This window comes from Pseudomonas sp. LBUM1646 (genome assembly GCF_059716165.1).
Genome location: NZ_CP166810.1, coordinates 328,814 through 351,987, shown reverse-complemented (window position 1 = coordinate 351,987; position 23,174 = coordinate 328,814). Strand labels below are relative to the sequence as shown.

Annotated in this window: 23 protein-coding genes; 7 read left to right on the top strand and 16 right to left on the bottom strand. The window is 58.8% G+C overall.

Features of this window, described 5'->3' with window-relative positions; translation table 11 throughout:
* Positions 1-249 precede the first annotated feature (249 nt).
* The 4 genes from ACA071_RS01535 to ACA071_RS01520 all read right to left on the bottom strand — a co-directional run bounded on the left by ACA071_RS01535 (position 250) and on the right by ACA071_RS01520 (position 2,211).
* Positions 250-927, bottom strand: a complete 678-nt coding sequence (locus ACA071_RS01535) for an RES family NAD+ phosphorylase (RefSeq protein WP_497642849.1) — start codon at positions 925-927, stop codon at positions 250-252.
* Positions 927-1,337, bottom strand: a complete 411-nt coding sequence (locus ACA071_RS01530) for an MbcA/ParS/Xre antitoxin family protein (protein ID WP_149659072.1) — start codon at positions 1,335-1,337, stop codon at positions 927-929. Before ACA071_RS01530 ends, ACA071_RS01535 begins: the two co-directional genes overlap by 1 nt.
* Before the next feature lie 303 nt (positions 1,338-1,640).
* Positions 1,641-1,955 carry a type II toxin-antitoxin system YafQ family toxin gene (locus ACA071_RS01525; RefSeq protein WP_497642848.1) on the bottom strand — a complete coding sequence of 105 codons (315 nt, stop codon included), beginning with the start codon at positions 1,953-1,955 and terminating at the stop codon, positions 1,641-1,643.
* On the bottom strand, positions 1,921-2,211 hold the full coding sequence (locus ACA071_RS01520; RefSeq protein WP_497642847.1) for a type II toxin-antitoxin system RelB/DinJ family antitoxin: 291 nt from the start codon (positions 2,209-2,211) through the stop codon (positions 1,921-1,923). Before ACA071_RS01520 ends, ACA071_RS01525 begins: the two co-directional genes overlap by 35 nt.
* Before the next feature lie 494 nt (positions 2,212-2,705).
* On the opposite strand from ACA071_RS01520, the gene ACA071_RS01515 reads away from it, so the two are divergent.
* Entirely contained in the window at positions 2,706-3,632 is a 927-nt protein-coding gene (locus tag ACA071_RS01515) for a LysR family transcriptional regulator (RefSeq protein WP_497642846.1), read from the top strand.
* On the opposite strand, the gene ACA071_RS01510 is transcribed toward ACA071_RS01515, so the two are convergent.
* From ACA071_RS01510 to ACA071_RS01485, 6 genes are all read right to left on the bottom strand, one after another.
* Positions 3,549-3,866 carry an AzlD domain-containing protein gene (locus ACA071_RS01510; RefSeq protein WP_010464672.1) on the bottom strand — a complete coding sequence of 106 codons (318 nt, stop codon included), beginning with the start codon at positions 3,864-3,866 and terminating at the stop codon, positions 3,549-3,551. The two genes, ACA071_RS01515 and ACA071_RS01510, sit on opposite strands and share 84 nt — an antisense overlap.
* Positions 3,845-4,561, bottom strand: a complete 717-nt coding sequence (locus ACA071_RS01505; protein ID WP_149659069.1) for an AzlC family ABC transporter permease — start codon at positions 4,559-4,561, stop codon at positions 3,845-3,847. Before ACA071_RS01505 ends, ACA071_RS01510 begins: the two co-directional genes overlap by 22 nt.
* A complete protein-coding gene (locus ACA071_RS01500; RefSeq protein ID WP_178117459.1) occupies positions 4,558-4,995 on the bottom strand; it encodes a GNAT family N-acetyltransferase in 438 nt (145 codons plus the stop codon). Before ACA071_RS01500 ends, ACA071_RS01505 begins: the two co-directional genes overlap by 4 nt.
* Positions 4,996-5,008: 13 nt before the next feature.
* On the bottom strand, positions 5,009-5,755 hold the full coding sequence (locus tag ACA071_RS01495) for a 2OG-Fe dioxygenase family protein (protein ID WP_497642845.1): 747 nt from the start codon (positions 5,753-5,755) through the stop codon (positions 5,009-5,011).
* A 232-nt stretch (positions 5,756-5,987) separates the two neighbouring features.
* On the bottom strand, positions 5,988-7,274 hold the full coding sequence (locus ACA071_RS01490; RefSeq protein WP_497642844.1) for an OprD family porin: 1,287 nt from the start codon (positions 7,272-7,274) through the stop codon (positions 5,988-5,990).
* A 281-nt stretch (positions 7,275-7,555) separates the two neighbouring features.
* The gene (locus ACA071_RS01485; RefSeq protein ID WP_497642843.1) at positions 7,556-8,227 is read right to left on the bottom strand and encodes a DsbA family protein; all 672 of its coding nucleotides are present in this window, start codon (positions 8,225-8,227) and stop codon (positions 7,556-7,558) included.
* A gap of 264 nt (positions 8,228-8,491) precedes the next feature.
* Here ACA071_RS01485 and ACA071_RS01480 point away from each other — a divergent pair, with 264 nt between their 5' ends.
* On the top strand, positions 8,492-10,585 hold the full coding sequence (locus ACA071_RS01480; protein ID WP_497642842.1) for a TonB-dependent receptor: 2,094 nt from the start codon (positions 8,492-8,494) through the stop codon (positions 10,583-10,585).
* Positions 10,586-10,768: 183 nt separating this feature from the next.
* Here the strand turns inward: ACA071_RS01480 and ACA071_RS01475 are convergent, their stop codons facing one another.
* The 4 genes from ACA071_RS01475 to ACA071_RS01460 form a co-directional block, all read right to left on the bottom strand.
* Entirely contained in the window at positions 10,769-10,981 is a 213-nt protein-coding gene (locus ACA071_RS01475) for a hypothetical protein (RefSeq protein WP_123598111.1), read from the bottom strand.
* A 244-nt stretch (positions 10,982-11,225) separates the two neighbouring features.
* Complete coding sequence (aguA, locus tag ACA071_RS01470; RefSeq protein WP_497642841.1) at positions 11,226-12,332, bottom strand: agmatine deiminase; 1,107 nt, start codon at positions 12,330-12,332, stop codon at positions 11,226-11,228.
* Between the two features lie 5 nt (positions 12,333-12,337).
* Positions 12,338-13,216: an N-carbamoylputrescine amidase gene (aguB, locus tag ACA071_RS01465; RefSeq protein ID WP_497642840.1), complete on the bottom strand. Its 879-nt coding sequence runs from the start codon at positions 13,214-13,216 to the stop codon at positions 12,338-12,340.
* A 189-nt stretch (positions 13,217-13,405) separates the two neighbouring features.
* Entirely contained in the window at positions 13,406-16,318 is a 2,913-nt protein-coding gene (locus ACA071_RS01460; protein ID WP_497642839.1) for an aminotransferase, read from the bottom strand.
* A gap of 165 nt (positions 16,319-16,483) precedes the next feature.
* Between ACA071_RS01460 and rfbC the strand changes: the two genes are divergently transcribed.
* The 4 genes from rfbC (at position 16,484) to ACA071_RS01440 (ending at position 20,830) form a co-directional block, all read left to right on the top strand.
* The gene (rfbC, locus tag ACA071_RS01455; protein ID WP_497642838.1) at positions 16,484-17,029 is read left to right on the top strand and encodes a dTDP-4-dehydrorhamnose 3,5-epimerase; all 546 of its coding nucleotides are present in this window, start codon (positions 16,484-16,486) and stop codon (positions 17,027-17,029) included.
* A 105-nt stretch (positions 17,030-17,134) separates the two neighbouring features.
* Positions 17,135-18,943, top strand: coding sequence for a sensor histidine kinase (locus ACA071_RS01450; protein WP_497642837.1), 1,809 nt, complete (start codon positions 17,135-17,137; stop codon positions 18,941-18,943).
* A complete protein-coding gene (locus ACA071_RS01445; protein ID WP_497642836.1) occupies positions 18,940-20,334 on the top strand; it encodes a sigma-54-dependent transcriptional regulator in 1,395 nt (464 codons plus the stop codon). The genes ACA071_RS01450 and ACA071_RS01445 overlap by 4 nt, the downstream gene beginning before the upstream one ends.
* Before the next feature lie 40 nt (positions 20,335-20,374).
* The gene (locus tag ACA071_RS01440; RefSeq protein ID WP_497642835.1) at positions 20,375-20,830 is read left to right on the top strand and encodes a YiiD C-terminal domain-containing protein; all 456 of its coding nucleotides are present in this window, start codon (positions 20,375-20,377) and stop codon (positions 20,828-20,830) included.
* A 102-nt stretch (positions 20,831-20,932) separates the two neighbouring features.
* On the opposite strand, the gene cysQ is transcribed toward ACA071_RS01440, so the two are convergent.
* Together cysQ and nudE are read right to left on the bottom strand one after the other, a co-directional pair.
* Positions 20,933-21,760 carry a 3'(2'),5'-bisphosphate nucleotidase CysQ gene (cysQ, locus tag ACA071_RS01435; protein ID WP_497642834.1) on the bottom strand — a complete coding sequence of 276 codons (828 nt, stop codon included), beginning with the start codon at positions 21,758-21,760 and terminating at the stop codon, positions 20,933-20,935.
* Positions 21,757-22,323, bottom strand: a complete 567-nt coding sequence (nudE, locus tag ACA071_RS01430) for an ADP compounds hydrolase NudE (protein WP_133837780.1) — start codon at positions 22,321-22,323, stop codon at positions 21,757-21,759. The genes cysQ and nudE overlap by 4 nt, the downstream gene beginning before the upstream one ends.
* Positions 22,324-22,413: 90 nt before the next feature.
* Between nudE and yrfG the strand changes: the two genes are divergently transcribed.
* Positions 22,414-23,076 carry a GMP/IMP nucleotidase gene (gene yrfG / locus ACA071_RS01425; RefSeq protein ID WP_497642833.1) on the top strand — a complete coding sequence of 221 codons (663 nt, stop codon included), beginning with the start codon at positions 22,414-22,416 and terminating at the stop codon, positions 23,074-23,076.
* Positions 23,077-23,174 lie beyond the last annotated feature (98 nt).

Below are 23,174 nucleotides of genomic sequence, written 5' to 3'. Positions count from 1 at the left end.
TGCTTATAAATGGAGAGTAACGCTCAAAACTGAGTTGTCCTGCATAAAAATGATTATTTTTAGGTGCAAATGCATAAAAACGAACATTTCTGGCGATTCTGATGGAACAGCATTTTTATCAACCGAGCTCTCCAACTGCACAAAAATGAGTTTTCTTGCTCAAAAACAAACATAAAACGGACCTTTTGCATAAAACCGTTTAGAAATCCGCCAAATCACCCACGCTATAACAGTTTCGGCCTTCCCCACTCAAACCTCACTCACCTCAAAAACAAACGAAATCCTCCCACTACTCGCACTCCAAACATACCGAATGTGTTTCCCCTGCTTCGGAATCGACACCGCCGGCGGTCGAAACGCCGCAACACATTCATGCCCAGGCAACCGAACGCTGTTGTATAGCAGCCCCCAGGACAACGTTTCCCGGAGTTGTCGGGCGAAGGCTTGGGACGGACCATACGCAGTCGTGTCCGGGTCATGAAGGTGCGGATAGTTCTGACGAATGTCGTGCAACGGTTTGACGACTTTGTTGACGTAGGTGCGCATGGTCAACTCAAGGTCCGGCTCATTGGTGGCAGCGAGAAACCGTTCCTGGTGATAGCTCGTCTCGGCAATAGCCGCCGCCTGGCTGCTCGCAGCGTAATAGACGCCGAAGGTGCCATCGGTAAAGCGGCTGGTTTTGCCGATATGAGTAAACGCGGCCATGACCGGCGTAGAGCCAGGCCCGGAGATTCGGTCTTCAGGGCGCACGCGAGAAAGCACACCGGCCTCTTCCATCAACCGATCATTGGTCAGCGCTTCAAGCGCATAAGCGGTCGGCAAGTCTTCCGGATCTAGCACATCTTCGAACAACGAGATCGGCGGGAAGCAACTGTTAACAATCCGATAGGCCCGCGACCACTGCGGATCGGCCAGTTCCGGCGCCATCAACCGCGCACTCCGTCGAGGTAACGGCGCACGTCAGCAATGTCTACAACGCGGCCGACCAGCATGTAGTCCAAAGCCGTTTGGCCATTGAACGGCGCGGCGGTGTTTGGGCTGCTGACCCATTTGTAGGCGCGCTCGCGGCTGTTGCTGAAGATGATGCTCAGCGCTTTGTGGATGCCCATCAGGTAGGAAATGCGTTCCAGGGTGTCGTGGGGTAGACGCACGTTGGGCGGTAGGTGTTTGTACTTGTAGAACGTGGTGTTGCCGACTTTGCCCAGTAGCGTGCGTTGTTGCTCGGCGCTGCAGCCCCAGCGTTCCATGAGGTTGAAGAAGAACTTGAGCGCGACCCGGCCGGCTTCTGGGGAGTCGAGTTGTTGCTGTGGGCTGAGGGCTGGCGATGAGGTAGGCATGCGAGTGGCCTCCTTTGGAATGTCTTGGGTTCAGGCTAGTACAGATATGAACAAAAATGTGAATTTAATCCGTAAGCGTATTAAGCATCCATTTGACAAGTTGACGCGAATACCGTTCGTTGCAGAAAAACGACCCAAGAGCGCGAAACTTATTGCCTTCAAGTGGCGATAGTCGGCGTTAGGAACCCCGTTGATGACTTGAACATCAGTGCTCGGGTGAGACCTCTTATGAAAAAGCAGCCTGATTGGATTGGGCTGCTTTTTTGTAGCAAAAATAACTGCGACAACTTTGTCCCACGCGCTCTATTTGAACAGCTCAGAGTGGCTTCCAAGATCCACAAATGTAATCAAATCTGAACTCGTGTTCTCATAGATCAACAAGAAATCACCACCAATATGACACTCCCGAAATTCAGTCCAATCGCCAGTCAAAGCATGATCGAGGTACTCGGGAGGAAACTGCTCGCCCAGAAATAGCATGACCATCAACTGGCGGACTTCATTCATGTCACGACGCCCAGCTCGTTTGTAGCGTTCCCAAGACTTCTTGAATTCTGACGTTTGTGCGCACTGTTTAGGCCGCTCAGCGCTTTTTTGCTTTTTTTCCGGTTTCGCCATCAGCGTCCCTCAGCATGTCGTCTATCGAGCCGAACCGCTGGCGAATATCTCGTGCTTCTATCATGGCGCGGGCAGTCTTCTCAGAAGGGACGCGAACCTCAAACGGGAGTCCTTGAGTCGCTACGACCTGACGGAGAAAAAGACGCATGGCATCACTGATACTCAGCCCGCAAGCGCTCAATACTTCTGTAGCACGCATCTTCAGATCCTCATCAATGCGGCAACGCACGTCTGTGGTTTTCAGCAATGCACCCATGGTAATAACCTCATTTTTTATTTGTAGCTACATTGGCGCTACCTCTGCATTGTGATCGGGGGGCTCATTTTCGGTCAATACCAAGTTGATAAGCGGCCTTACCTCCGACTCAATGGAAAATGTCTCTTGGCTATCGACTGGAGGGTTCTCGACCTATTACAGCCACTTCCGCAAACAACTACCATCAGCCCGATCGCAACCGTCCCTGAGACATGTCCGAGTCCATTGCAGGAAGAATCCAACACCGCTGTAAGCCTCACTCTCCAAAAAAATGCCCAAACCTCCCCGGTCCAGGCATCCTTATTTGACCCCAATCACCCCCACCATCACAAAAAACCCCGATCCTGTGTAAGCCTCCAGCCATCGGCTGCGGAATCAATTCGCTACTAAACCCGCGACAACTATGCTCAGGTGCAGGAATATAGCCGGCATAGGCGCAGGATCGGCCGCTAAGTACACAACAATTGCCAGCCCACTTTAGAGGGCATTACCCCATGGATAGCAGAACCTTACGCAACCTCATGCGCATCGTGCAGACCGGCTCGTTGTCGGCGGCAGCGGAGCATTCCTGTTTGACAGTGCAGGCGTTGGCCGCGCAGTTGAACAAGGTCGAAGAGCAGTTTGGTTTTCGCCTGTTTCGACGTTCCAACAAGGGCTTGACCCTGACCACGCAGGGCACGGAGCTCACGCCTTATATAGACAAGGTCCTGGTCGCCACGCGGCAGATGGAAGAGAAAGTTGCAGCGCTGAAAGTGCCCGGCCAGCGCACGCTGAAGGTGGCGTTGAATACCACGCTGTCGGAAGACTTCAATCGGCGAATGATCGGACGCCTGTTTGAGGTGTTTCCTGACCATCAGTTGGAGTTCTCCTACGCCGAGTCGATGGAGAACCTCAGCAAGCTGAAGAATGAAGATTTCGACCTGGCCGTTTTGATCGGGCCGCAAAAACCGGGGATGCCGAGCATTTTGCTGCCGGATGTACACGTTCAGGTGGTCGGCGCGCACTGCGGTCAGGAGAACGATCCGCTGGTGATACTGGGCGACAAATTCCAGGTTCGTCCGGCGGACGATTGTCCGTATTCCCACAGCTTCTTGCGCTTTCTCGACGCGGGTCTCGGTAATTACGAGACTGGCCAACGGATGATTTATTCCTGCAGTGAAACCTTGACCCTGTCGCTGATCCCGCAAATGGACGGGATCGGCATGGTCTCCCGCGCCGCTGCACAACGTAACGGTTTGACCATTTTTCCCGGTTTCGAGGATTTCCTCGAAGTGCGGCTGGCGGTCAATAACCCTGAGTTGTCGGGCCAGGCCTTGAGCGATGTGGTCGACCTGCGGCTACATGAACGAGCCGAGCGCAATGTACGCAGCCGTCCCAACCGCCACACTGAGAAAGAGGTTTTTGCTGAAATACGCACATAACAACGTCGGAATCGCTGCATAGAATTCCGGGCGATCGAGCTGCACATGCTGGTCCTTGATCAACAAGGGCGTAAGGCTGATCGCAGCGACGATCGCCACTGGCAGGTATTCCAGCGCCCGGGCGACGAAGGGCGGCCAGTGGTCGGTGTTCACTTGCAGCGGCAACGCGCGTGGCAGGAAGGTCACGGCCATCATCAACACGACGACCAGGATCAGGAACGTTTGGTCAGGCATACACCCACCCCGCAACCCACGAATGTGGCGATAAATACATTGAACGGCGAGCTGCCGACCAGGCTCAAGGCACCCATGCAAACGACCGCGGCCGCTGCGGCGATCAGCTTGTTGCGGGTGTTACACAGCGACACCAGCACGTAGAGCATCATCGCGGTCAGGGCGTAGTCGAGTTGGTACTTGATCAAGTGCGACGCGTACTGCGCGCAGATTGCCCCGAGCAAACCGCCGAGCACCCACGAGGTGTGGCAAAACAGGTTGAAGCCGATCAGGTAACGCACGTTGACCGGGGCGCCGCTGCCCAGTTTCACGCTGTGAAAGGCGAACGATTCATCGGTCAATCCACCGGCATAACACCAACGCTCAAAACGACTGAGCCCCAACGCCCGCAATGCCTTGGCCATGTAGACCGACATCAGCATATGCCGCGCGTTGATCAAAAACGTGGTGAGGATAATCGTGGTCAGCGACGCGCCGCTGGAGATCAGCGCCAACGCGGCGAACTGAGAAGCGCCGGCGTACACGAACAGGCACATCGCGACCGGCAACCACACGGGCAACCCGGCGTTGACGGCCATCAAACCAAACACGAACGACACCGTGAAGTAACCGGCCACAACCGGGCTGGCTTCTGCAAAGGTGCGCGAAGGCTGCGGCTCGACCATCAGCGGCTGGCTGCTGGACGTCTCATTCATAGGTCCCTCTCAAAGGTCGTTTCGCCACGCGGCTCGCAAAAACCCTGGGCAGTCCAAAAACGTTTGCCGGCAAGGTTAGCATCGTCGACGAACAGGAACATCCGCAGCACACCCACGCGTTTCATATCCGCCGAAGCCGCTTCAACCAGGCGCTGGCCCACGCCTTGGGCGCGATACAGCGGGCTTACCGCCAAATGGTTGATGGTGCCACGACTACCGAGCATACCGCCCAGCACTGCGCCGACCACTTCGCCACTGAGATCCAGCGCCAGGTACGCGGTGGTGGTCTTCTGCACCAACACGCCGCGCAAGCATTTGGCGTCCTGCCAGTCGCAGAACGACACTTCGTCGAACTGCCGAAAGAAGCGCTCCAGGCGCACGGCATCCTTTGCATTGGCCCGCCACATCATGACTGATGTCGAGGGGCTGTCCATGAGGTCGAGCTGTTCAGCGAACAATGTCGAAAGCGGTCCCGGGCCGCGAGAAGGAAATCGCCAGGATTTGCCGGTACGCCATGTCGTGGGAATGGGTATTGCGCGCCGGGGTCACGTAGTGGCGCATATCACGGTCGAGGAAGAACGTGGTGTCGAGGATTTCCTGATACGTCGTCGACGCCAGTTGCTCTTCGTGGGCGGAGTACAGACGGCTCTCGGCACCGTCTACATTGTTACGTCCCCAGAAGTGCACGCCGCTGAACGGATAACCGTCGCAATGAATGCCTTCGGGGGTGATTTCCAGTTGCTTGCCCGGCTTGATCTCGATGCGGATTTGATGGATCTGGCATTGCCAGATTTCATCGTGCAACTCCGGCGGCAACACGTTTTTGTACACTTCAAAGTCGATGTCGATCAGGCTACGCATCACCGGCGAATTGATCACTTCATCGGAGAAGTCCTGGAAGTGGCGAATCATTCCGCCGACGTAGCTGTTGTTGGCCTTGGATTGCACATAGGCGCGGTGTTCCAGCTGCGTCAACTCGCGGGTCACCGGGTTGTATTCGAAGTCACTGTAGCGACGGAAACGCATACCGGATTCGGCCTGGCCGTAGTAGCTGTCTGGCTCCATGTTTTCCCAGCTTCTGGTCAGTCTGACGAAGTCGGCGAAATGACCGTAGAGATTGAAGTCACCACCCTGGACGTTGACAAATTTGTCGCGTCTTAGCGATTCGCCAACTTCTCTGTTTAAAACGATCATTACTAGTCTCCGCTGCATTTAGCGGCTCAATCTAGTATCTGTAGGATTTTTGGCCCATGAGAAAGAATTTCAGGCATATCAAGCGTTGCTTGAAGCGCCATAAAAAGATCTTTTGAATGGACTTTTTTATGCCAAAAAAAGCGCTTTTAGAACGTTTTCACCCTAAAGCAGTAAAAAAAAACCCCGAGCCAGTCGGGGTTTTTCAGTGAGTTTTTAGCAACTCAACCGATCATCAGAAGATGTTGATCGGATAATCGACGAACACACGCAGTTCATTACCGCTGACGTTGTACTCGCTGGATTTCTGCGACACGCGCAGGATCGAGCTGCGCAGTTTCACGCTCAGGTCTTTGGCCGGGCCGCTTTGCACGACGTACTTGAACTGGTTGAAGATTTCGCGCTCGGTACCGCCTTCGCTGGTGGAGGTGGTGATGTTGTCGCCGCGCACGTAGGCGAAGTTATAGCTCAGGCCCGGAACGCCGAAAGCGCTGAAGTCCAGGCCATAGCCCAGTTGCCAGCTGCGTTCGTCTTCGGCGTTGAAGTCGGACCAGTAGGAGTTGGCCAGGTAGATGGTGTTGCCGCCATCGCCCACACGACCTTGATCTTTCTGATAGCCGCCGTAGGCGTAGCCCAGGTTGCTGTCGCCGGTGCTGCGCTGGTGAGCGATGGTGAACGAGTGCGGGCCAGTGGCGAAGATCGCGGCCAGGCTCCAGATCTTGTTGTCGTCGCCGGTGATACCGTTTTCGCGGACGTAAGAATTGTCCAGCTTGGTGCGGTAGCCGTTGAAGTCCAGGGCCAGGGACTGATCCTTATCGATCGGGAACACGTAGTTGGCGTTCACGTATTGCTTCTTCAGCACGTCTTCGACGTCGGAAGCGTAGACCGCTGCCTTGAACTGTTCGGTGAACTGGTAGCTACCGCCCAATACGTTGATCGACTTCAAGCCACCGCTGTCACGGCCTTCTGCGCTTTTGCGCGATTCGGCGGTGAAGCGACCGGCGTTCAGCACCAGGCCTTTGATCTCCTTGGAGGTGATCAGGGTGCCAGTGTAGCTTTCTGGCAGCAGGCGCGAGCTGTCGTAGTTCAGCACCGGCAATTCCGGCATCTGGTCGCCGTAGGTCAGCGTGGTGCTGGACAGGCGGAATTTGACTGCCGCGCCGCCCTTGGACAGGTCGTTGGCCGGGTTACCGCTGTCGCCCTTCTTGAAGAAGTCGATACCCTGGGCACCGCTGCGATCTTCGCTGCGCTCCAGGTTAAGTGCGTACAGACCGAAAGCATCAACGCCGACACCGACGGTGCCTTGGGTGAAACCGGACGAGAACGTACCGATGGCCGCTTGGCCCCACTCGGATTTATCCGCGTTGCCGTCTTTGTAGTCACGATTGATGTAGGCGTTGCGCAACAGCACTTTGAGGCTGCTGTCTTCAACAAATCCCTTGGATTCGGCCTGGTCGTTAGCCATGGCCTGTGTAGCGCTCAACATCCCCAGAGCGATCAGGCTGATTCGCTTATTCAACATTTTGTTCTTTTCCTTATTACCGGTTGATACGCGCTGTGCCGAACGGCTGAAATGGCGCTGTTGCGCTCTTTTTTCACCCCGAAACAAAAAGGCCCGCCCACGAAAAATCGCGGCGGGCCTTTTTATTGTTTTGTGAGTCATGGCGGTTAGCCACAGGCGTTGGCGTGAATCCTATCCGCGCCCTCAAGTCTGTGTCAATTTCATGAATCGTCTGAGAATAGGCAAAAATCGTCTAAGAAAACCCTGGTCTGTGAGTGTCAGTTGCAGGTTTTAGTGGGAATTCAGTGGATGCAACCGTCGAGGTCGCAGGCTTGAAACTCGGCTGCCGAGGCTTGGGCCGGAAGCGATTGGCTCAGCCATGCCGCGAAGGCTTCCGGCTTGCCCAACCACGGGCCGATATCGATCAAGGTGAATTGTCCCTTCTTTTCCAGGGCGAAAGTCGGGAAGCCTTGGCCGCCAACGTTGGCTAATAAAGCGCGGCTTTTCTTGATATGGCGCTCGGTATCGGCTTGTTTGAAAGCGCTCTGGAAACCTTGAGTGTCCAGACCGATGGCGTTGGCAAGTTCAAACAGGACTGCTTCGTCAGCGATGCGTCGCCCTTCCAGATAATGAGCGCTCTGCAAACGCCCCAGAAATTCCAGTCCGCGGCCGGCGATCTGCTCGGCGGCCAGCACAGCGGCAATCGGCGGCGCGGAATCAAAAACAGCGCTTTCGTCGCGCAACAAACCTTCGAAATACGCTTCACCAAACGGCTGACCGGTGAATTCGGCGATGCGTCGGTCGTGGGGCATCACATAGTTGCGCAGTTGTAGCGAAACAGTCTGGCGATTGGCGCCGGTCATCATGCCGCCGCCATGAGCGATCACTGGGAGCACAGCTTGAGCTGCTTGCACCAGGGGTTTGGCGCCGTAGCACCAGCCGCACAACGGGTCGTAAATGTAGTGAAGGATCATGGGAAGGCTCCGGCCAAAGGTAGGAAAAATCGATGCCGGCAGCCTAGTCCTCAGACCGTTTCGGAAAAACGCTGGAATGGCGTTGAGTCTGTTTCAAGAATCGGTCGAATGCCTATGGCGAATGACTGTGGCAATCACGACACAATTCGAAACAATCAAGCCGCTGCGACTATCAGGAATAATTAACGGAAGTAAATAGCAAGCATTACCATTCATGCCCCCCCCTACACCCTACTGCCTAAAATCCCACGGATGCGCTCCTCAATGCCTGCCCCTTTTCGTCTTACTTCCTACAGTCTTGGCCTTTCCGCACTGCTGTCTGCTGGTTTTTCCTACGCTGCTCCTACAACGTTGCCCGAGACATCCATCAGCGCCGACGCCGATGCCGATGACCCGCGAGTAAAAGAAACCAGCACCGCCACCCGCACGGCAACGCCGGTGCGCTATGTGCCCCAAGCCATCGACTCGATTAAAACCGCCAACGTCGCGGACTACGGCACTAACGATCTGGGCACTGCACTAAGCGGCATTCCCAACGTCAGCAGTGGCGCTGACACCCGCTTCGACAGCCTGCGCATCCGTGGTTTCGACGCCAGTAACGACTTCTACCTCGACGGCATCCGTGACGACAGCCAGTACGTGCGCGACTTGCACAACATCGAACGCATCGAAGTGCTCAAGGGGCCGGCCGCCGTGCTGTATGGCCGTGGCAGCCAGGGCGGGATCGTCAATCGGGTCAGCAAGCTGCCAGAGTTCGGCCGCCGCTCGACCATCGAAGCCCAGGGCGGCAGCGATGATTTGCGCAGTCTTTATGCGGACCTGAGCACCGATCCGAGCGAGAACATCAGCCTGCGCCTGAACATGGGCAACATGGACGAGAACAGCTTCCGCGACGGTGTGAGTGGCAATCGCCAACTGTTCGCGCCGTCCATGAGCTGGCAACTGACGCCGGACCTGAACTGGCTGGTGCAGTACGAATACAGCCGTTACAACCGTACACCGGATCGCGGTATTCCCGGTGTAAACGGACGCCCGGCGGACGTAGGACGGGATACGACCTACGGCAGCGAACACGATTTCATCGACGACAAGTCGCAATCCCTACGTTCGAAACTCAGCTATGAACTGAGCGACAACTGGCAGCTGCGCCACACCCTCGGCGTGTTCAAGCTCGACAGCGATTTCGATAACACCTACTTGACGGGGTACACACCGGCGACCAAAAAAGTCACGCGCCAGCACTGGCAGCAGGACCTGACCACCCGCAACGTGTTCAACAATCTGGAGCTGGAAGGTGGCTTCGACACCTTCGGCCTCGAGCATCGCTTGCTGACCGGCATCGAGATCGGCAGCCAGCGTCGTGATCCGACGCTGTACAACGCCGCAACTTCCGAGCGCGGCAGCTCTGCCGTGCCGGCGCTGGACCTGTACAACCCGAACCGCGATTTGCGTCACACCGGTCGCATGCAGGTCTCCAGCAACAACCACACCGAAGTCGAAAGCCGTGCGGTGTACGTGCAAGATCAACTGCGCCTGAACGATCAATGGCAACTGCTGGCCGGTTTGCGCTACGACACTTTCGACATCGAATCGACCAACAAGCTGCGGGATATTTCCGAAGACCGTGACAGCCACAGCACCAGTCCCCGTGTAGGCGTTGTCTGGACGCCGCTGCAGAATCATTCCTTCTACGCCTCCTGGACCAAGACGTTCTCGCCGGTTGGCGGCGGCTTGATAGGCATTACCCCGGGCGTGGCCGGCAACAGCAACGACTTGAGCCCGGAACTGACCAAGCAAAAGGAAATCGGGGTGAAGAGCGACTGGCTCGACGATCGCCTGAGTACCACCCTGGCGATCTACGAACTGGAACTCTACAACCGCCGCACCAGCGATCCGCTCAACCCAACCATTACCCTGCTCACCGGCGAGCAACGCTCCCGTGGCATCGAGTTGACCGGCACCGGCAAACTTGGTGGCAACTGGTACGTGCGCGGTGGCGTGGGCCTGCAGGACGCTACCGTCGTCAAAGACAACAATGGCTTTGAAGGAAAACGCGTCAATAACGTGGCCAAGCACAACGGCAGCCTATTCCTGACCTGGAAGCCGGAAATGGGCTGGTACGCCGAAACCGGCCTGACGCTGGTCGGCGAGCGTTATGCCGACAACCTGAACACCACTGTTCTGCCGGGTTATGGGCGTTGGGATGCACTGGCCGGGTTCCGGCAGAAGGATTGGGATTTGCGCGCGGCGTTGAACAACATCAGCGACAAGACCTACTACGCGTCGTCAACCAGCCAATATCAGATTCAACCGGGTGCGCCGCGCAGCCTGGTCGTGACCGGCACCTACAGCTTCTAAACTTCTCGCTTTAACGTGATCGTTCCCACGCTCCGCGTGGGAATGCAGCCGGGGACGCTCTGCGTCCCAGATGGACGCAGAGCTTCCGGTGAGGCATTCCCACGCAGAGCGTGGGAACGATCATCGCCCATAAAAAAGCGCCGCCTTCCCGGCAGCGCTTTTATCAATCCGTTGTTGTTCTTCTTATCCTTCCATCACATCCCACAACGCTTCCAGCTCCGCTTCGCTGAACAAACCAGCGGGGTAGCGCTCGATCATCATCCGGCGCGGATCAGGTTCCCTGATCTGACGCGTTCCATTGGATTTCAACCAGTGCGCAAGGATCTGTAGCGATTCGCTATTGACTGCCAGGGGATGCAATGTCCGCTCGCTCACTACGTTCACTTCGGCGTTCATTTCAGCGCTCTCTCCCGGTTTGTGAGCGGCTAACTTATCCAAGGTTTATGACAGAACGTCGCCGTTCTCCCCTCCCTGTTTTGCCCCATGACAGATACAAGAGCTGTGCCAATGTTTCCGACCTGTCGATGAGTGGATACAAAAAAGCCCGCGGTCCTGACGGGCTGCGGGCTTTCTCTTAAACGGAACAGGGCAATCTCTGCCCGGTTGAATATGCAATCAACTCAAGCTGTTACAACTGCACTCACTCGTTGTGCGACGCGGGCTGCTGTTGGGTAAGGCAGTGGATATTGCCGCCTCCCAGTAACAGTTCACGGCCGGGCACCATCACCACTTCGTGCTGCGGGAACAGGCTCTGCAGAATCTCCTTGGCCGGGCCGTCCAGCGGGTCATCGAAGCTCGGCGCGATGATGCCGCCGTTGACGATCAGGAAGTTCACGTAGGAACCCGCCAGGCGAACGGTAGGATTACGCTCCTGGGTGCCGTCCACCGGATCAACACCAGCGCACTCTTCCTCGGTGGCATACAGCGGCCCCGGAATCGGCATCTTGTGCACCGTGAATGGGCGACCCTTAGCATCGGTGCTGCTTTCCAGCACTTTCATCGCCGCCTGACAGCGTGGGTAGTTCGGGTCCTGCGGGTCATCAGTCCAGGCCAGCAATACTTCGCCCGGACGCACGTAGCAGCAGAAGTTATCCACATGACCGTCGGTTTCGTCGTTGAACAAACCATCCGGCAGCCAGATGATTTTATCCACAGCCAGATTCGCGCTCAGCACCGCTTCAATGTCCGCCCGGTTCAGGTGCGGATTGCGATTGCGGTTCAGCAGGCATTCTTCGGTGGTGATCAGAGTGCCTTCGCCATCGACATGAATCGATCCACCTTCGAGCACGAAGCCCTCGGTGCGGTAGCGTTGGCTGCGCTCGATCTCGAGGATCTTGCCGCCGACCTGGGAGTCGCGATTCCACGGCGAGTACAGACCGCCGTCAAAACCACCCCAGGAGTTGAAGTCCCAGTTCACGCCACGGACTTCGCCGCTGTTATTGATCACGAAGGTCGGGCCGGTGTCGCGAACCCAGGCGTCGTCGCTGGACATCTCGACCACACGAATATTCGGCACGTCCAGACGGGCACGGGCGTTTTCATACTGGCCGGCGGAGACCGCGACGGTTACCGGTTCGAAACGGGCAATGGCTTTGGCCACCGCGACGTGCGCGGCTTGCGCCGGTTTGCCGCCCAGGCGCCAGTTGTCCGGGCGCTCGGGCCAGATCATCCAGGTTTGGGTTTGTGGCGCCCACTCGGCGGGCATGTAGAAGCCGTCGGCGCGCGGGGTGCTGTTTAAAGTGGTCATCAGGCTCAGGACTCCAGGGAACCGTCGAGGGTTTTGAGCGCATTGTATAGGTTCGGACGACGATCACGGAACGAGCCCCACGCGCTGCGGATGTGCTCCAGTTCGTCGAGGTCGAAGCTCTGCACCAGCACGCCTTCTTCGGTCTGGTTGAGTTCCTGAACCTTCTCACCGAACTGGTTGGCGATAAACGACGAGCCGTAGAAGGTAATGTCGTAGCCGTCCTGCTCTTCGTTGCCGATGCGGTTGCTGGCGATCAGCGGCATCAGGTTGGCGCCGGCATGGCCCTGTTGCACGCGCTGCCAGTGGTCGCGGGACGAGATGGTCTTGTCGTGGGGCTCGCTGCCGATGGCCGTCGGGTAGAACAGGATTTCCGCGCCGAGCAACGCCATGCTGCGGGCGCACTCCGGGAACCACTGGTCCCAGCAGATACCCACGCCGATTTTCGCGTAACGGGTGTTCCAGACTTTGAAGCCGGTATCGCCCGGGTTGAAGTAATACTTTTCGTGGTAGCCAGGACCGTCCGGGATGTGGCTTTTCCGATAAATCCCGAGGTTGGAGCCGTCGGCATCGATGATCGCAATGCTATTGAAACGCGCGCGGCCAGCCAGTTCGTAAAAGCTGATCGGCAACACCACTTGCAGTTCCTTGGCGACTTTCTGGAAGTGCTTGATCGCGACGTTGTCTTCAACGGTCGTGGCCAGTTGCAGGTAATCCGGGTTCGGCTTCTGGCAGAAGTACGGGGCCTCGAACAATTCCTGGATCAGGATGATCTGCGCACCTTCGGCCGCCGCCTCACGGACCAGCTTCTCGGCGGTCTCGATGTTGGCTTCAAGGTCCCAGGAACAAGCCATCTGGGTAGCGGCGACGGTAACGATACGGCTCATGAATCATCTCCTGGGTCTTTTTATAGGTAGGCAATGGCGACTTTATAGCCGATAAATATCGGCTTTAAAAGTCACCAAAGAGCCTTCCGTCTAAAAACAACCAGAAAAAGCCGATAACAATCGATATTTAGCATCGGTTTCGAAGACGCCTTCGCGGGCAAGCCTTGCCCGCGATAGCGATATCAAGCCCTACAACCCTTCGTCCAACACCTTCGAAAGCATGTCGACAAAGAAATCCACGCTCCGGCGCGAAGTCACCATCGGTGGTTTGATCTTGAGCACGTTCAGATAATCCCCCGTCGGCTGCATGAAAATCCCCAGTTCGCGCAAGCGGTCACACAGCGCCGTGGTTTCTTCGGTCGCCGGTTCCAGGGTGTCGCGGTTGCGGATCAGCTCGACGCCCAGATAGAAACCGGAACCATGCACCGCGCCCACCAGAGGATGAATATCGATCAACGCTTCAAGACGCTCCTTGAAATAGCCGCCGACGATCTGGGCGTTTTCCCAGAGTTTTTCTTCTTCCATCACATCCAGCACCGCCATGCCGATCTGGCAACTAACCGGACTGCCGCCCGCCGACGAGAAGAAGTAACCCTCGGCCTCCAACGCTTCGGCGATTTCCCGGCGGGTGATCACCGCGCCCAACGGCTGGCCGTTGCCCATGCCCTTGGCCATGGTGATGATGTCCGGCACCACACCCTGCTCTTCGAAACCCCAGAAAAAGTGGCCCATGCGCCCGTAACCGACCTGCACTTCATCGGCGATGCACACGCCACCCTGCGCGCGGACCAGCGCATAAACCTGCTTCAAATAATTCGGTGGCAATGAAATCCCGCCGGCATTGCCGTACACCGGTTCACAGATAAACCCGGCCAATTGCCGTTTCTGTTCGGCGATTTTCGCCAGGTTGTGTTCGACGCTGCGCACGTAATCCGGCGCGCTGTCCGGGCCGCGGAATTCGCCGCGATAGGTGTTCGGCGCAATCACCGGATGCACCCAATCCGGACGGCTGCTCAAGGCCTTGGGGTTATCGGCAATCGACGTCGACACCGCGTCCGCGCCCACCGTCCAGCCGTGATACGCCTCAAGCACGCTGAGCATGTCGCGCCCGCCGCTGTAGGCCCACGCCAGACGAATCGCCAGGTCGTTGGCCTCGCTGCCACTGTTGACCAGAAACACTCGGTCCATGGAGTCCGGCGACAGCTTCAGCAAACGCTCGGAAAACTCGGCAACCGCCGCGTAGTTAAACCGCGAGTTGGTGTTGAGCAGCGACCACTGACGGCTGGCGACCGCGGCCATGCGCGGATGACCGTGGCCGAGCACCGCGACGTTGTTGAGCATGTCGAGGTAGGAGCGGCCCTGCATGTCGATCAGGTGATTGCGCCAGCCGCGTTCGATGCGTGGCGGGTCGACGTAATAGTGCTTCTGGGTACGGGCGAAACTGGCGTCGCGACGCGCCAGCAACGTTTGCGAATCGAGTTCGTCTTCAGCGTCACACGCCAGCCCGAGCAACACCGCCGGGGATGGGCACAACGCTTGCCAGGCCGCTGCGCGGGACGGCGTGCAAAACAATGGCGCATCAAACGACGCGCCTCGGCACAACTGCACAATCAGTGGCCCGCTGACCGAACCCAGCACCTGACCTTTAACCAGTGCCGCGCCGGTGTGCAGCGACGGGGTCACGCCCCACAGCCGTACGCTCAGTTGCGGGCCGTCGAGTTGTAAAACGCCCACCGCCGGTTGGTGAACAACCCCGGCAAACGGCGACTCAACCGCCGTGCCGTGGGGCACGCGCAACTCGACGTGCAGTGGGCAAGTGTCTGGTTCATTTGCACGGTCCGGTTGGGTGCGAGACAGCCGATATTGTCCATAACGACTGGCCGCCAGACCATGGGCCGCTGCGGCTTCCGTCAGCAGACGCTGATCGATGCCTTCTTGCTCCCAGTTGCCGGCCTCGAAATGCGGGCTGAGTACACCCAAATCGATCAAGGCAAATTCACGGCCGACCAGGCTCGGCAGCAACGGCGCGAAACCTTCGCTGCCTATACTCGGCAGAGTGTGGCCGACGGCGATCAGGATCGCCGCTTCCATCAGCTCCAGCGGCACCGACGTCGCCACGCGGAAAATTTCCCACTCATGGGTCAGGTTGTCGCGACTGTACTCATTGCCCGGATCAATGCTGACCTGTTGCTCGCCGCTCAGCACCAGCACCGCCGCCCGGGCGACGATCAACGGCCAGAGCGCCTGCAGCTCTTCATGCTGCAACGGATTGACGGTGTGATAGGCCTGTACCGCCGGAAGGATATAGAACGGATCGCCCTCGGCGTGGTGCAGCAATGCCGCGCAGGTCACCGACAAATCAGTGATGCGCCAGGTACGGATCAGATCGCCGAAATCGATCACGCCCTGCAGTTGCCATTGGCGTTGCGAATCCCGCTGCCACACCACGTTGTCGTCGGTGATGTCCATGTGAATGGCCTGCACCGGAAGCTTCGCCACTAAGGGCAGCAAGCTTCGTTCAGCCTGTTCGGCGACTTCAGCGATCAATGCGCGTTGCTGACCATCCTGAATGACTGGCAGCAGGTGGGCGATCAAGGCATTGGCGTGGCGGGCGTCCCATTGCAGCGTGCGCTCCAGCCCCGGATGGTCAAAGCTCGCCAACGCCAGATCCATTTCGCCGCAGAGCCGACCAAAACCGGCGACCACCGAACCCGGCAAGTGATCGAGGTGTGTAAGCGATTGGCCTTCGATGTAATCAAGCAGGCGCACATGCACCGCCTGACCGCCGATTTCCAGGGAGAGCAGGTCTGCACCGTTTTTCGCGCGAATCACTCGCGGCACGTGCACATTGGAGTGCTCAGCCAAATGCTCGAGCCCCGCGTGCTGGGCTTGCAGCTCCAGCGCCGAGTAATCGCCCCGGCAGATTTTCAGGACGAACCGCCCTTGGTCGTTGTCGACGCGATAGTTCAGGTCCTGCTGGCTGCCCAGAGCCTGCAAGGTCCCGCTCAACCCGTAATGTGCCTGCAACAGCTCTAACGCTTGCTCCGCAGACACTTGCGGGCTGGGCAAACTGGCGCGGTGAATCAACGTGGCGAGCGGCATACAACAACCCCTGAAATTTTATTAGGCGCTTATATCGCCACCGCTTGGGGCGATACGCAACCCCCGTCCCTGATCAGCACCGGTCAAAAGACATCGCAGCACTCGCACCAATCAGCACTTTGCGTAAGAATGTCACCCATCAATGCCTATCGCTGGAGAAACCCCATGAATGTAGTCACCACCGACCTGCCCGGTGTCCTGATCATCGAGCCCAAGGTGTTTGGTGACGAGCGAGGCTTCTTTTATGAAAGCTTCAACGCCAAGGCTTTTGAAGACGCGACCGGCCTGAACACGCAGTTCGTTCAGGACAACCATTCCCGCTCGCAAAAAGGCGTGCTGCGCGGCCTGCATTACCAACTGGAAAACACCCAGGGCAAACTGGTTCGCGTCACCGCCGGTGAAGTGCTCGACGTCGCGGTAGACATTCGCCGCAGCTCACCGCACTTCGGCAAATGGGTGGCGGTGCGCCTGTCCGCCGAGAACCATCGTCAACTGTGGGTCCCGGAAGGTTTCGCCCACGGCTTTGTGGTGCTGAGCGAGTTCGCCGAATTCCTCTACAAAACCACCGACTACTACACTCCGTCGGCCGAGCGCGCCATTCGTTGGGACGATCCGGACCTGGGCATCGACTGGCAACTGGATGAAGAGCCAAAACTGTCGGGCAAGGACGCGGCGGCGGCCTTCTTCAAGGACGCTGACGTCTTTTCCTGAAACGCTGTCTGAATCTTCACTTCAACAGCGCGCCGGCCGCGGTTACGCAGACTGCGCCCGCAACCCTAGGCATAATGCGCCTGTACCCACAGGCGCTCGATGCTCATGACTCCGACCCTTCCTCGCAGACCCCGTTGGCGCAGCCTGGCCCTGCTCGCACTGTGCCTGGCGCCGTTGCTGTGGCCGCTGCAGCATCTGGCCGAGCGGTATTACCGCAGCGAGCTGGCAGGGCAGAATCGTCAGACCCTCGACCTCTACGTCGCCAACCTGCTGGGCACCCTGCACCGCTATGAAGTGTTGCCGCAAATCCTTGGCGATCTGCCTGCCTTGCGCGCCGTGCTGGGTGCCCCTGATGATGGCGTCACCCAGGGCAATGCCAACCGCTTGCTGAAAAATATCAGCGCCCAGACCGGCGCCGAAGTCATGTACCTGATGGACACCAGCGGCAAGACCCTGGCGGCGTCCAACTGGGATAAACACGACAGTTTTGTCGGGCGTAATTTTTCCTTCCGGCCGTACTTTAGCGAAGCCATGGCCGGACGGCTCGGACGCTTTTTCGGCCTGGGCACCACCTCGGCCAAACGCGGTTACTTCTTCGCCGCCGCCGTGCGTGAGGGCGAAAAAGTCATCGGCGTGCTGGTGGTCAAGGTCGATCTCGATCACACCGAAAGCCTTTGGGGCAAAACCCCGGAACAACTGCTGCTGACCGATCACAACGGCGTGGTCATTCTGACGTCGCGGCCGGAATGGCGTTTCCGCTCCACTCGCGTCTTGAGTGACGACGAGAACAAAGCCATCAGCGCAATTCAACCTTACCCGACCCGCGATCCGAAGCCGTTGAGGCTCAACCCCAACGCCTGGCTGACCCAGACCCAGTCGATCGCGGAAACCGGCTGGAACGTCAGCATCCTCGCGCCACGCACCCTGATCGACCGCCCGGTGCGCACGGTCGTGGCCATCGGTGGCGCGACGTTGCTGGTGTTGATGCTGTTGCTCGGGCTGATGATGCAACGCCGTCGCCATTATCTGGAGCGGATCGCCTTCGAAGCCAAGGCCCGCCGCGAGCTGGAAGGCCGGGTGGCCGAGCGCACCAGCGACCTCGAAGGCCTCAACCGGCGCCTGAAACAGGAAGTGCTGGAGCGCGAACACGCCCAGCAGGAACTGGTGCGCGCCCAGGACGATCTGGTGCAAGCCGGCAAGCTGTCAGCGCTGGGGACGATGTCGGCGAGCATCAGCCATGAGCTCAACCAGCCGCTGGCGGCGATCCGCAGCTATGCGGAAAACGCTGAAGTGCTGCTCGATCATCAGCGCACCGACGATGCCCGTGGCAACCTCAAGCTGATCAGCGAACTGACTGGGCGCATGGCATCGATCATCGCGCACCTGCGTGCTTTCGCCCGCCGCGATCGCCACGCCCCGGAAAGCGTCGCCCTGCAACCGGCGCTGGACGATGCCCTGGCGTTGCTGGCCAAGCGTCGCCGTAGCATGGAAGTCGAGTTGATCCGCGACCTGCCGGCTGCCACGTTGTGGGTCGAGGCCGGGGAAACCCGTTTGCGTCAGGTGCTCGGCAACCTGCTGGCCAACGCCCTCGATGCGCTGACCGAAAAAGGCCCGCCGCGCAAACTCTGGTTGAGTGCCCAATCCACCACAGACGGCGTCAACCTGTACATTCGCGACAACGGCCCCGGGTTCTGCCTGGAAGCGCTGGGTCGCGCCGGCGAGCCTTTCTACACCACCAAGACCCGGACTCAGGGCCTTGGGTTGGGACTGGCGATCTGCGACACCCTGATGCGCGCCTTCGGTGGTGAACTGTCGTTCTCCAACCACAAGGAAGGTGGCGCCCTGATTACCCTGAAACTGCGCGCAGGCGCACCGGGTGTGAGCCTGCAACCGTCCGAGGACCGAAGTGCATGACCATCGATAACCGCATCCAGGTCGTATTGATCGACGATGATCCGCACTTGCGCCAAGCCCTGAGCCAGACTCTGGACCTGGCCGGCCTGAAGATCCTGCCCCTGGCTGAAGCCAAGGGCTTGGCCGGGCAACTGGAGCGCGACTGGCCGGGCGTGGTGGTCAGCGACATCCGCATGCCGGGCATGGACGGCCTCGAGTTGCTGACCGAACTCCACGCCCAAGACCCGGAGTTGCCGGTGCTGCTGATCACCGGCCACGGTGATGTGCCGTTGGCGGTACAAGCGATGCGCGCCGGGGCCTATGACTTTCTGGAAAAGCCCTTCGCCAGCGACGCCCTGCTCGACAGCGTGCGCCGCGCCCTGGCTTTGCGCCGGTTGGTGCTGGACAACCGCAGCCTGCGTCTGGCTCTGAGTGATCGTAATGAACTGAGCGCCCGACTGGTCGGTCAATCGGCGTCGATGCTGCGCCTGCGCGAGCAAATCGGCGCCTTGGCGGCGACCAAGGCCGACGTGCTGATCCTCGGCGAAACCGGTGCTGGCAAAGAAGTGGTGGCTCGGGCGCTGCACGACCTGTCGAGCCGCCGCAACGGTCCGTTCGTGGCGATCAACGCCGGGGCGCTGGCCGAATCGGTGGTGGAAAGCGAGCTGTTCGGTCACGAGCCCGGCGCGTTTACCGGCGCGCAAAAACGCCGCATCGGCAAGTTCGAATTCGCCAACGGCGGCACGCTGTTTCTCGATGAAATCGAAAGCATGAGCCTGGATGTGCAGGTGAAATTGCTGCGCATGTTGCAGGAGCGGGTGGTGGAGCGTTTGGGCGGCAATCAGCTGATCCCGCTGGACATCCGCGTCATCGCCGCCACTAAGGAAGACCTGCGCCAGTCCGCCGATCAGGGACGTTTCCGCGCTGACTTGTATTACCGGCTGAACGTCGCACCGCTGCGCATTCCGCCACTGCGCGAACGCGGTGAAGATGCGTTGATGCTGTTCCAGCATTTCGCCGACGAAGCCAGCGCCCGCCACGGTTTGCCGCCCCACGAACTGCAACCGGGGCAACGGGCTTTGCTGTTGCGCCACACCTGGCCGGGCAACGTGCGCGAACTGCAAAACGCCGCCGAACGCTTTGCCCTCGGCTTGGAGCTGGCGCTGGATAACAGCGCACCGGAAGGTGGCGTCAGCACCACGGTCGACGTGGTCAGCGGAGGGCTCAGCGAGCAGGTGGAAAACTTCGAGAAGACCCTGATTGCCGCCGAACTGGCGCGCTCTCACAGTTCGGTGCGCAGCCTCGCCGAAGCCTTGGGTATTCCGCGCAAGACCCTGCACGACAAACTGCGCAAGCACGGGCTGAACTTCGCCGACGGCGGCGCCCACAGCCACACCGATGACCTCGATTGAGCTACCGTCCAATCACCATCTTCAAACAAGAGACCCGTGCATGAGCCGCGACAGTCGTCACCTGGAATCGATTCTGCACCACGACATCCCCCTCACGCGGGACATGGGTCTCAGAGTGCTCGACTGGCACGACCAGCAATTGCGCCTGCACTTGCCGCTGGAAGCAAACGTCAATCACAAAAGCACCATGTTCGGCGGCAGCCTGTATTGCGGCGCGGTGTTGGCGGGTTGGGGCTGGCTGCATTTGCGGTTGCGTGAAGAAGGGATTGAAGACGGGCACATCGTGATTCAGGAAGGGCAGATCAACTATCCGCTGCCGGTAACCACCGATGCCATCGCGATTTGCCAGGCGCCGAGTGCGGCGGTGTGGAAGAAGTTTTTGGCGATGTATAAGCGTTATGGGAGAGCGCGGGTGACGCTGCATTCGCGGATTGTGAATGTGGGGAGTGAAGAGAATGCGGTGACGTTTACGGGGCAGTACGTTTTGCACCGCTGACAACTGATCATTCCCACGCTCCGGAATGCAGCCCGTGACGCTCCGCGTCACTGGACGCGGAGCGTCCCTAGAGGCATTCCCACGCAGAGCGTGGGAACGAGCTTATCCGCGTGCGAGTTCCAACAACTTCTCGCGCCACGTAGCCTTCGCCGGCAACGCCAAAAAGAACTCATTCAACAACGATTCCCGCGCCGGATAACTAAACGGCGCACCGCTCAAATCCAGCACTTCACCGCCCGCCCCTTCCAGCACACCTTGCGCTGCCGCCGTGTCCCACTGCGAAGTCGGCGCCAGGCGCGGATAACAATCCGCCGCCCCTTCCGCCAACATGCAAAATTTCAGCGAACTGCCGAAATTCGCCAATTGCAACTCACCCAGGCTTTCACTCAACCCTGCCAGCAAACGCTCTTGCTCAGGGCTGGAATGCCGACGACTGGCGACCACGGTAAACGCCTCGCCCGCCGCCGGCACGTCGCGCACCTGAATCGGCAGCGGCGCTGCGCCTTTATCACCCCGCCAGGCCCCCAACCCGGCACCACCGACGTAGAAACGCCCGTTGGTCGGCATCGACACCACGCCAAACACCACATGGCCCTGCTCGATCAGCGCGATGTTGACGGTAAATTCTTCACTGCCGGAAATAAATTCCTTGGTCCCGTCCAGCGGGTCCACCAGCCACCAGCGCTGCCATTCGGCGCGCACGCTCTGGGGGATGTTGGCGTCTTCTTCGGACAGCACCGGGATGCTCGGGTCCAGCGCCGTCAGCCCGGCCAGAATCAAATGGTGGGCGGCCAGGTCTGCGGCAGTGACTGGAGAATCGTCAGCCTTGGCGGTCACGGCCGTGCCGGTGCGCCAGAACGGCAGGATCGCTTCGCCAGCCTTCAACGCCAACTCAACGACCGGCGCCATCAACGGATGAGGAAAATTCATGGCAGGAACACCCCACGCTGGGTCAGCAAATCACGGGCCAGATACAACGCCGCCAAGGCACGGCCCTCGGTGAATTTAGGGTTCTGGGCCAGGCCGGACAACTCGCGCAGGTTGACCTTGTCCACGCCCATCGGCTCGGGCTCGTCGCCCTCCAGTCTCTCTTCGTACAGATCGGTGGCCAAGACCACCTGGATCTTCTGGCTCATGTAACCGGGCGACAACGACAGCTCGGTCAGATGCTCCAACTGCCGCGCGCCATACCCGGCCTCTTCCTTGAGCTCGCGCTCAGCCGCAGCCAGCACGTCTTCACCCGGCTCGATCAAGCCTTTGGGCAGGGACAGCTCGTATTCATCGGTACCGCCGCAATATTCTTCGACCAGCACCGCGTGGTCTGCATCGAGCATCGCCACGATCATCACCGCGCCATACCCGGCGCCTTTACCGACCAGACGCTCGTAAGTGCGCTCCACGCCATTGGAAAAGCGCAGCTTCAGCTCTTCGACGCAGAATAAACGGCTGGTGGCGACAATCTCGCGGGCGAGGACGGTGGGTTTCTGGCGCATAAAAGGCTCCTTGGCGTAAGCGGGTTACTATACCCGGCCTATCCTGATTGTTTACCTCGGATATCTTTTTTACCGCTGGAGAAGTTTTTTATGTCCCTGCTGCCCTGGCGCGACATCGACACCGTTCTGCTGGACATGGACGGCACGCTGCTGGACCTGCACTACGACAACCATTTCTGGATGGAACACCTGCCCCAGCGTTATGCCGAGTTGCATGGGGTGAGCCGCGCCATGGCAGAAATGGAATTGCAGCCGCTGTTCGAGCGCAATGCCGGCCAGTTGCAGTGGTACTGCCTGGACTTCTGGAGCGCCGAGCTGAAAATCCCGGTACGTGAACTGAAACTGGAAACCGCGCACTTGATCGCCCTGCGCCCGGATGCCGACACCTTTCTGGCGGCGATCAAACAGGCCGGCAAGCGTGTGGTGATGATCACCAATGCCCACCGCGATTCGCTGTCACTCAAGCTGGAACGGATTGAACTGGCGCCGTATTTCGAGCGGTTGATCAGTTCCCACGATTACGGTTTTGCCAAGGAAAACCCGCAGTTCTGGGATGCCTTGCAGGCGGACATCGGTTTCGATCCGGCGCGCAGTCTGTTTATCGACGATACGTTGCCGATCCTGCGCAGTGCGCGCAATTTTGGTGTGGCGCACCTGTTGGCCGTGAGCGAACCGGACAGCCGCAAAGGGCCGAAGGACACGGCGGAGTTTGCGGCGGCTGGGGATTATCGAGAGTTGATTGCCGGGTTGTAGAAAGATCGAATTGCCTGCACCTGATCGTTCCCACGCTCCGCGTGGGAATGCAGCCCGGGACGCTCCGCGTCCCTTTTAGAGCCGAACGCGGAGGCATT

Excerpts from the sequence above, each read along its gene's own strand:
- ACA071_RS01535 (WP_497642849.1), bottom strand. The coding sequence starts at position 927 with ATGGCGCCGGAACTGGCCGATCCGCAGTGGTCGCGGGCCTATCGGATT.
- ACA071_RS01530 (WP_149659072.1), bottom strand. The coding sequence starts at position 1,337 with ATGCCTACCTCATCGCCAGCCCTCAGCCCACAGCAACAACTCGACTCC.
- ACA071_RS01525 (WP_497642848.1), bottom strand. The coding sequence starts at position 1,955 with ATGGCGAAACCGGAAAAAAAGCAAAAAAGCGCTGAGCGGCCTAAACAG.
- ACA071_RS01520 (WP_497642847.1), bottom strand. The coding sequence starts at position 2,211 with ATGGGTGCATTGCTGAAAACCACAGACGTGCGTTGCCGCATTGATGAG.
- ACA071_RS01515 (WP_497642846.1), top strand. The coding sequence starts at position 2,706 with ATGGATAGCAGAACCTTACGCAACCTCATGCGCATCGTGCAGACCGGC.
- ACA071_RS01510 (WP_010464672.1), bottom strand. The coding sequence starts at position 3,866 with ATGCCTGACCAAACGTTCCTGATCCTGGTCGTCGTGTTGATGATGGCC.
- ACA071_RS01505 (WP_149659069.1), bottom strand. The coding sequence starts at position 4,561 with ATGAATGAGACGTCCAGCAGCCAGCCGCTGATGGTCGAGCCGCAGCCT.
- ACA071_RS01500 (WP_178117459.1), bottom strand. The coding sequence starts at position 4,995 with ATGGACAGCCCCTCGACATCAGTCATGATGTGGCGGGCCAATGCAAAG.
- ACA071_RS01495 (WP_497642845.1), bottom strand. The coding sequence starts at position 5,755 with ATGATCGTTTTAAACAGAGAAGTTGGCGAATCGCTAAGACGCGACAAA.
- ACA071_RS01490 (WP_497642844.1), bottom strand. The coding sequence starts at position 7,274 with ATGTTGAATAAGCGAATCAGCCTGATCGCTCTGGGGATGTTGAGCGCT.
- ACA071_RS01485 (WP_497642843.1), bottom strand. The coding sequence starts at position 8,227 with ATGATCCTTCACTACATTTACGACCCGTTGTGCGGCTGGTGCTACGGC.
- ACA071_RS01480 (WP_497642842.1), top strand. The coding sequence starts at position 8,492 with ATGCCTGCCCCTTTTCGTCTTACTTCCTACAGTCTTGGCCTTTCCGCA.
- ACA071_RS01475 (WP_123598111.1), bottom strand. The coding sequence starts at position 10,981 with ATGAACGCCGAAGTGAACGTAGTGAGCGAGCGGACATTGCATCCCCTG.
- aguA (WP_497642841.1), bottom strand. The coding sequence starts at position 12,332 with ATGACCACTTTAAACAGCACCCCGCGCGCCGACGGCTTCTACATGCCC.
- aguB (WP_497642840.1), bottom strand. The coding sequence starts at position 13,216 with ATGAGCCGTATCGTTACCGTCGCCGCTACCCAGATGGCTTGTTCCTGG.
- ACA071_RS01460 (WP_497642839.1), bottom strand. The coding sequence starts at position 16,318 with ATGCCGCTCGCCACGTTGATTCACCGCGCCAGTTTGCCCAGCCCGCAA.
- rfbC (WP_497642838.1), top strand. The coding sequence starts at position 16,484 with ATGAATGTAGTCACCACCGACCTGCCCGGTGTCCTGATCATCGAGCCC.
- ACA071_RS01450 (WP_497642837.1), top strand. The coding sequence starts at position 17,135 with ATGACTCCGACCCTTCCTCGCAGACCCCGTTGGCGCAGCCTGGCCCTG.
- ACA071_RS01445 (WP_497642836.1), top strand. The coding sequence starts at position 18,940 with ATGACCATCGATAACCGCATCCAGGTCGTATTGATCGACGATGATCCG.
- ACA071_RS01440 (WP_497642835.1), top strand. The coding sequence starts at position 20,375 with ATGAGCCGCGACAGTCGTCACCTGGAATCGATTCTGCACCACGACATC.
- cysQ (WP_497642834.1), bottom strand. The coding sequence starts at position 21,760 with ATGAATTTTCCTCATCCGTTGATGGCGCCGGTCGTTGAGTTGGCGTTG.
- nudE (WP_133837780.1), bottom strand. The coding sequence starts at position 22,323 with ATGCGCCAGAAACCCACCGTCCTCGCCCGCGAGATTGTCGCCACCAGC.
- yrfG (WP_497642833.1), top strand. The coding sequence starts at position 22,414 with ATGTCCCTGCTGCCCTGGCGCGACATCGACACCGTTCTGCTGGACATG.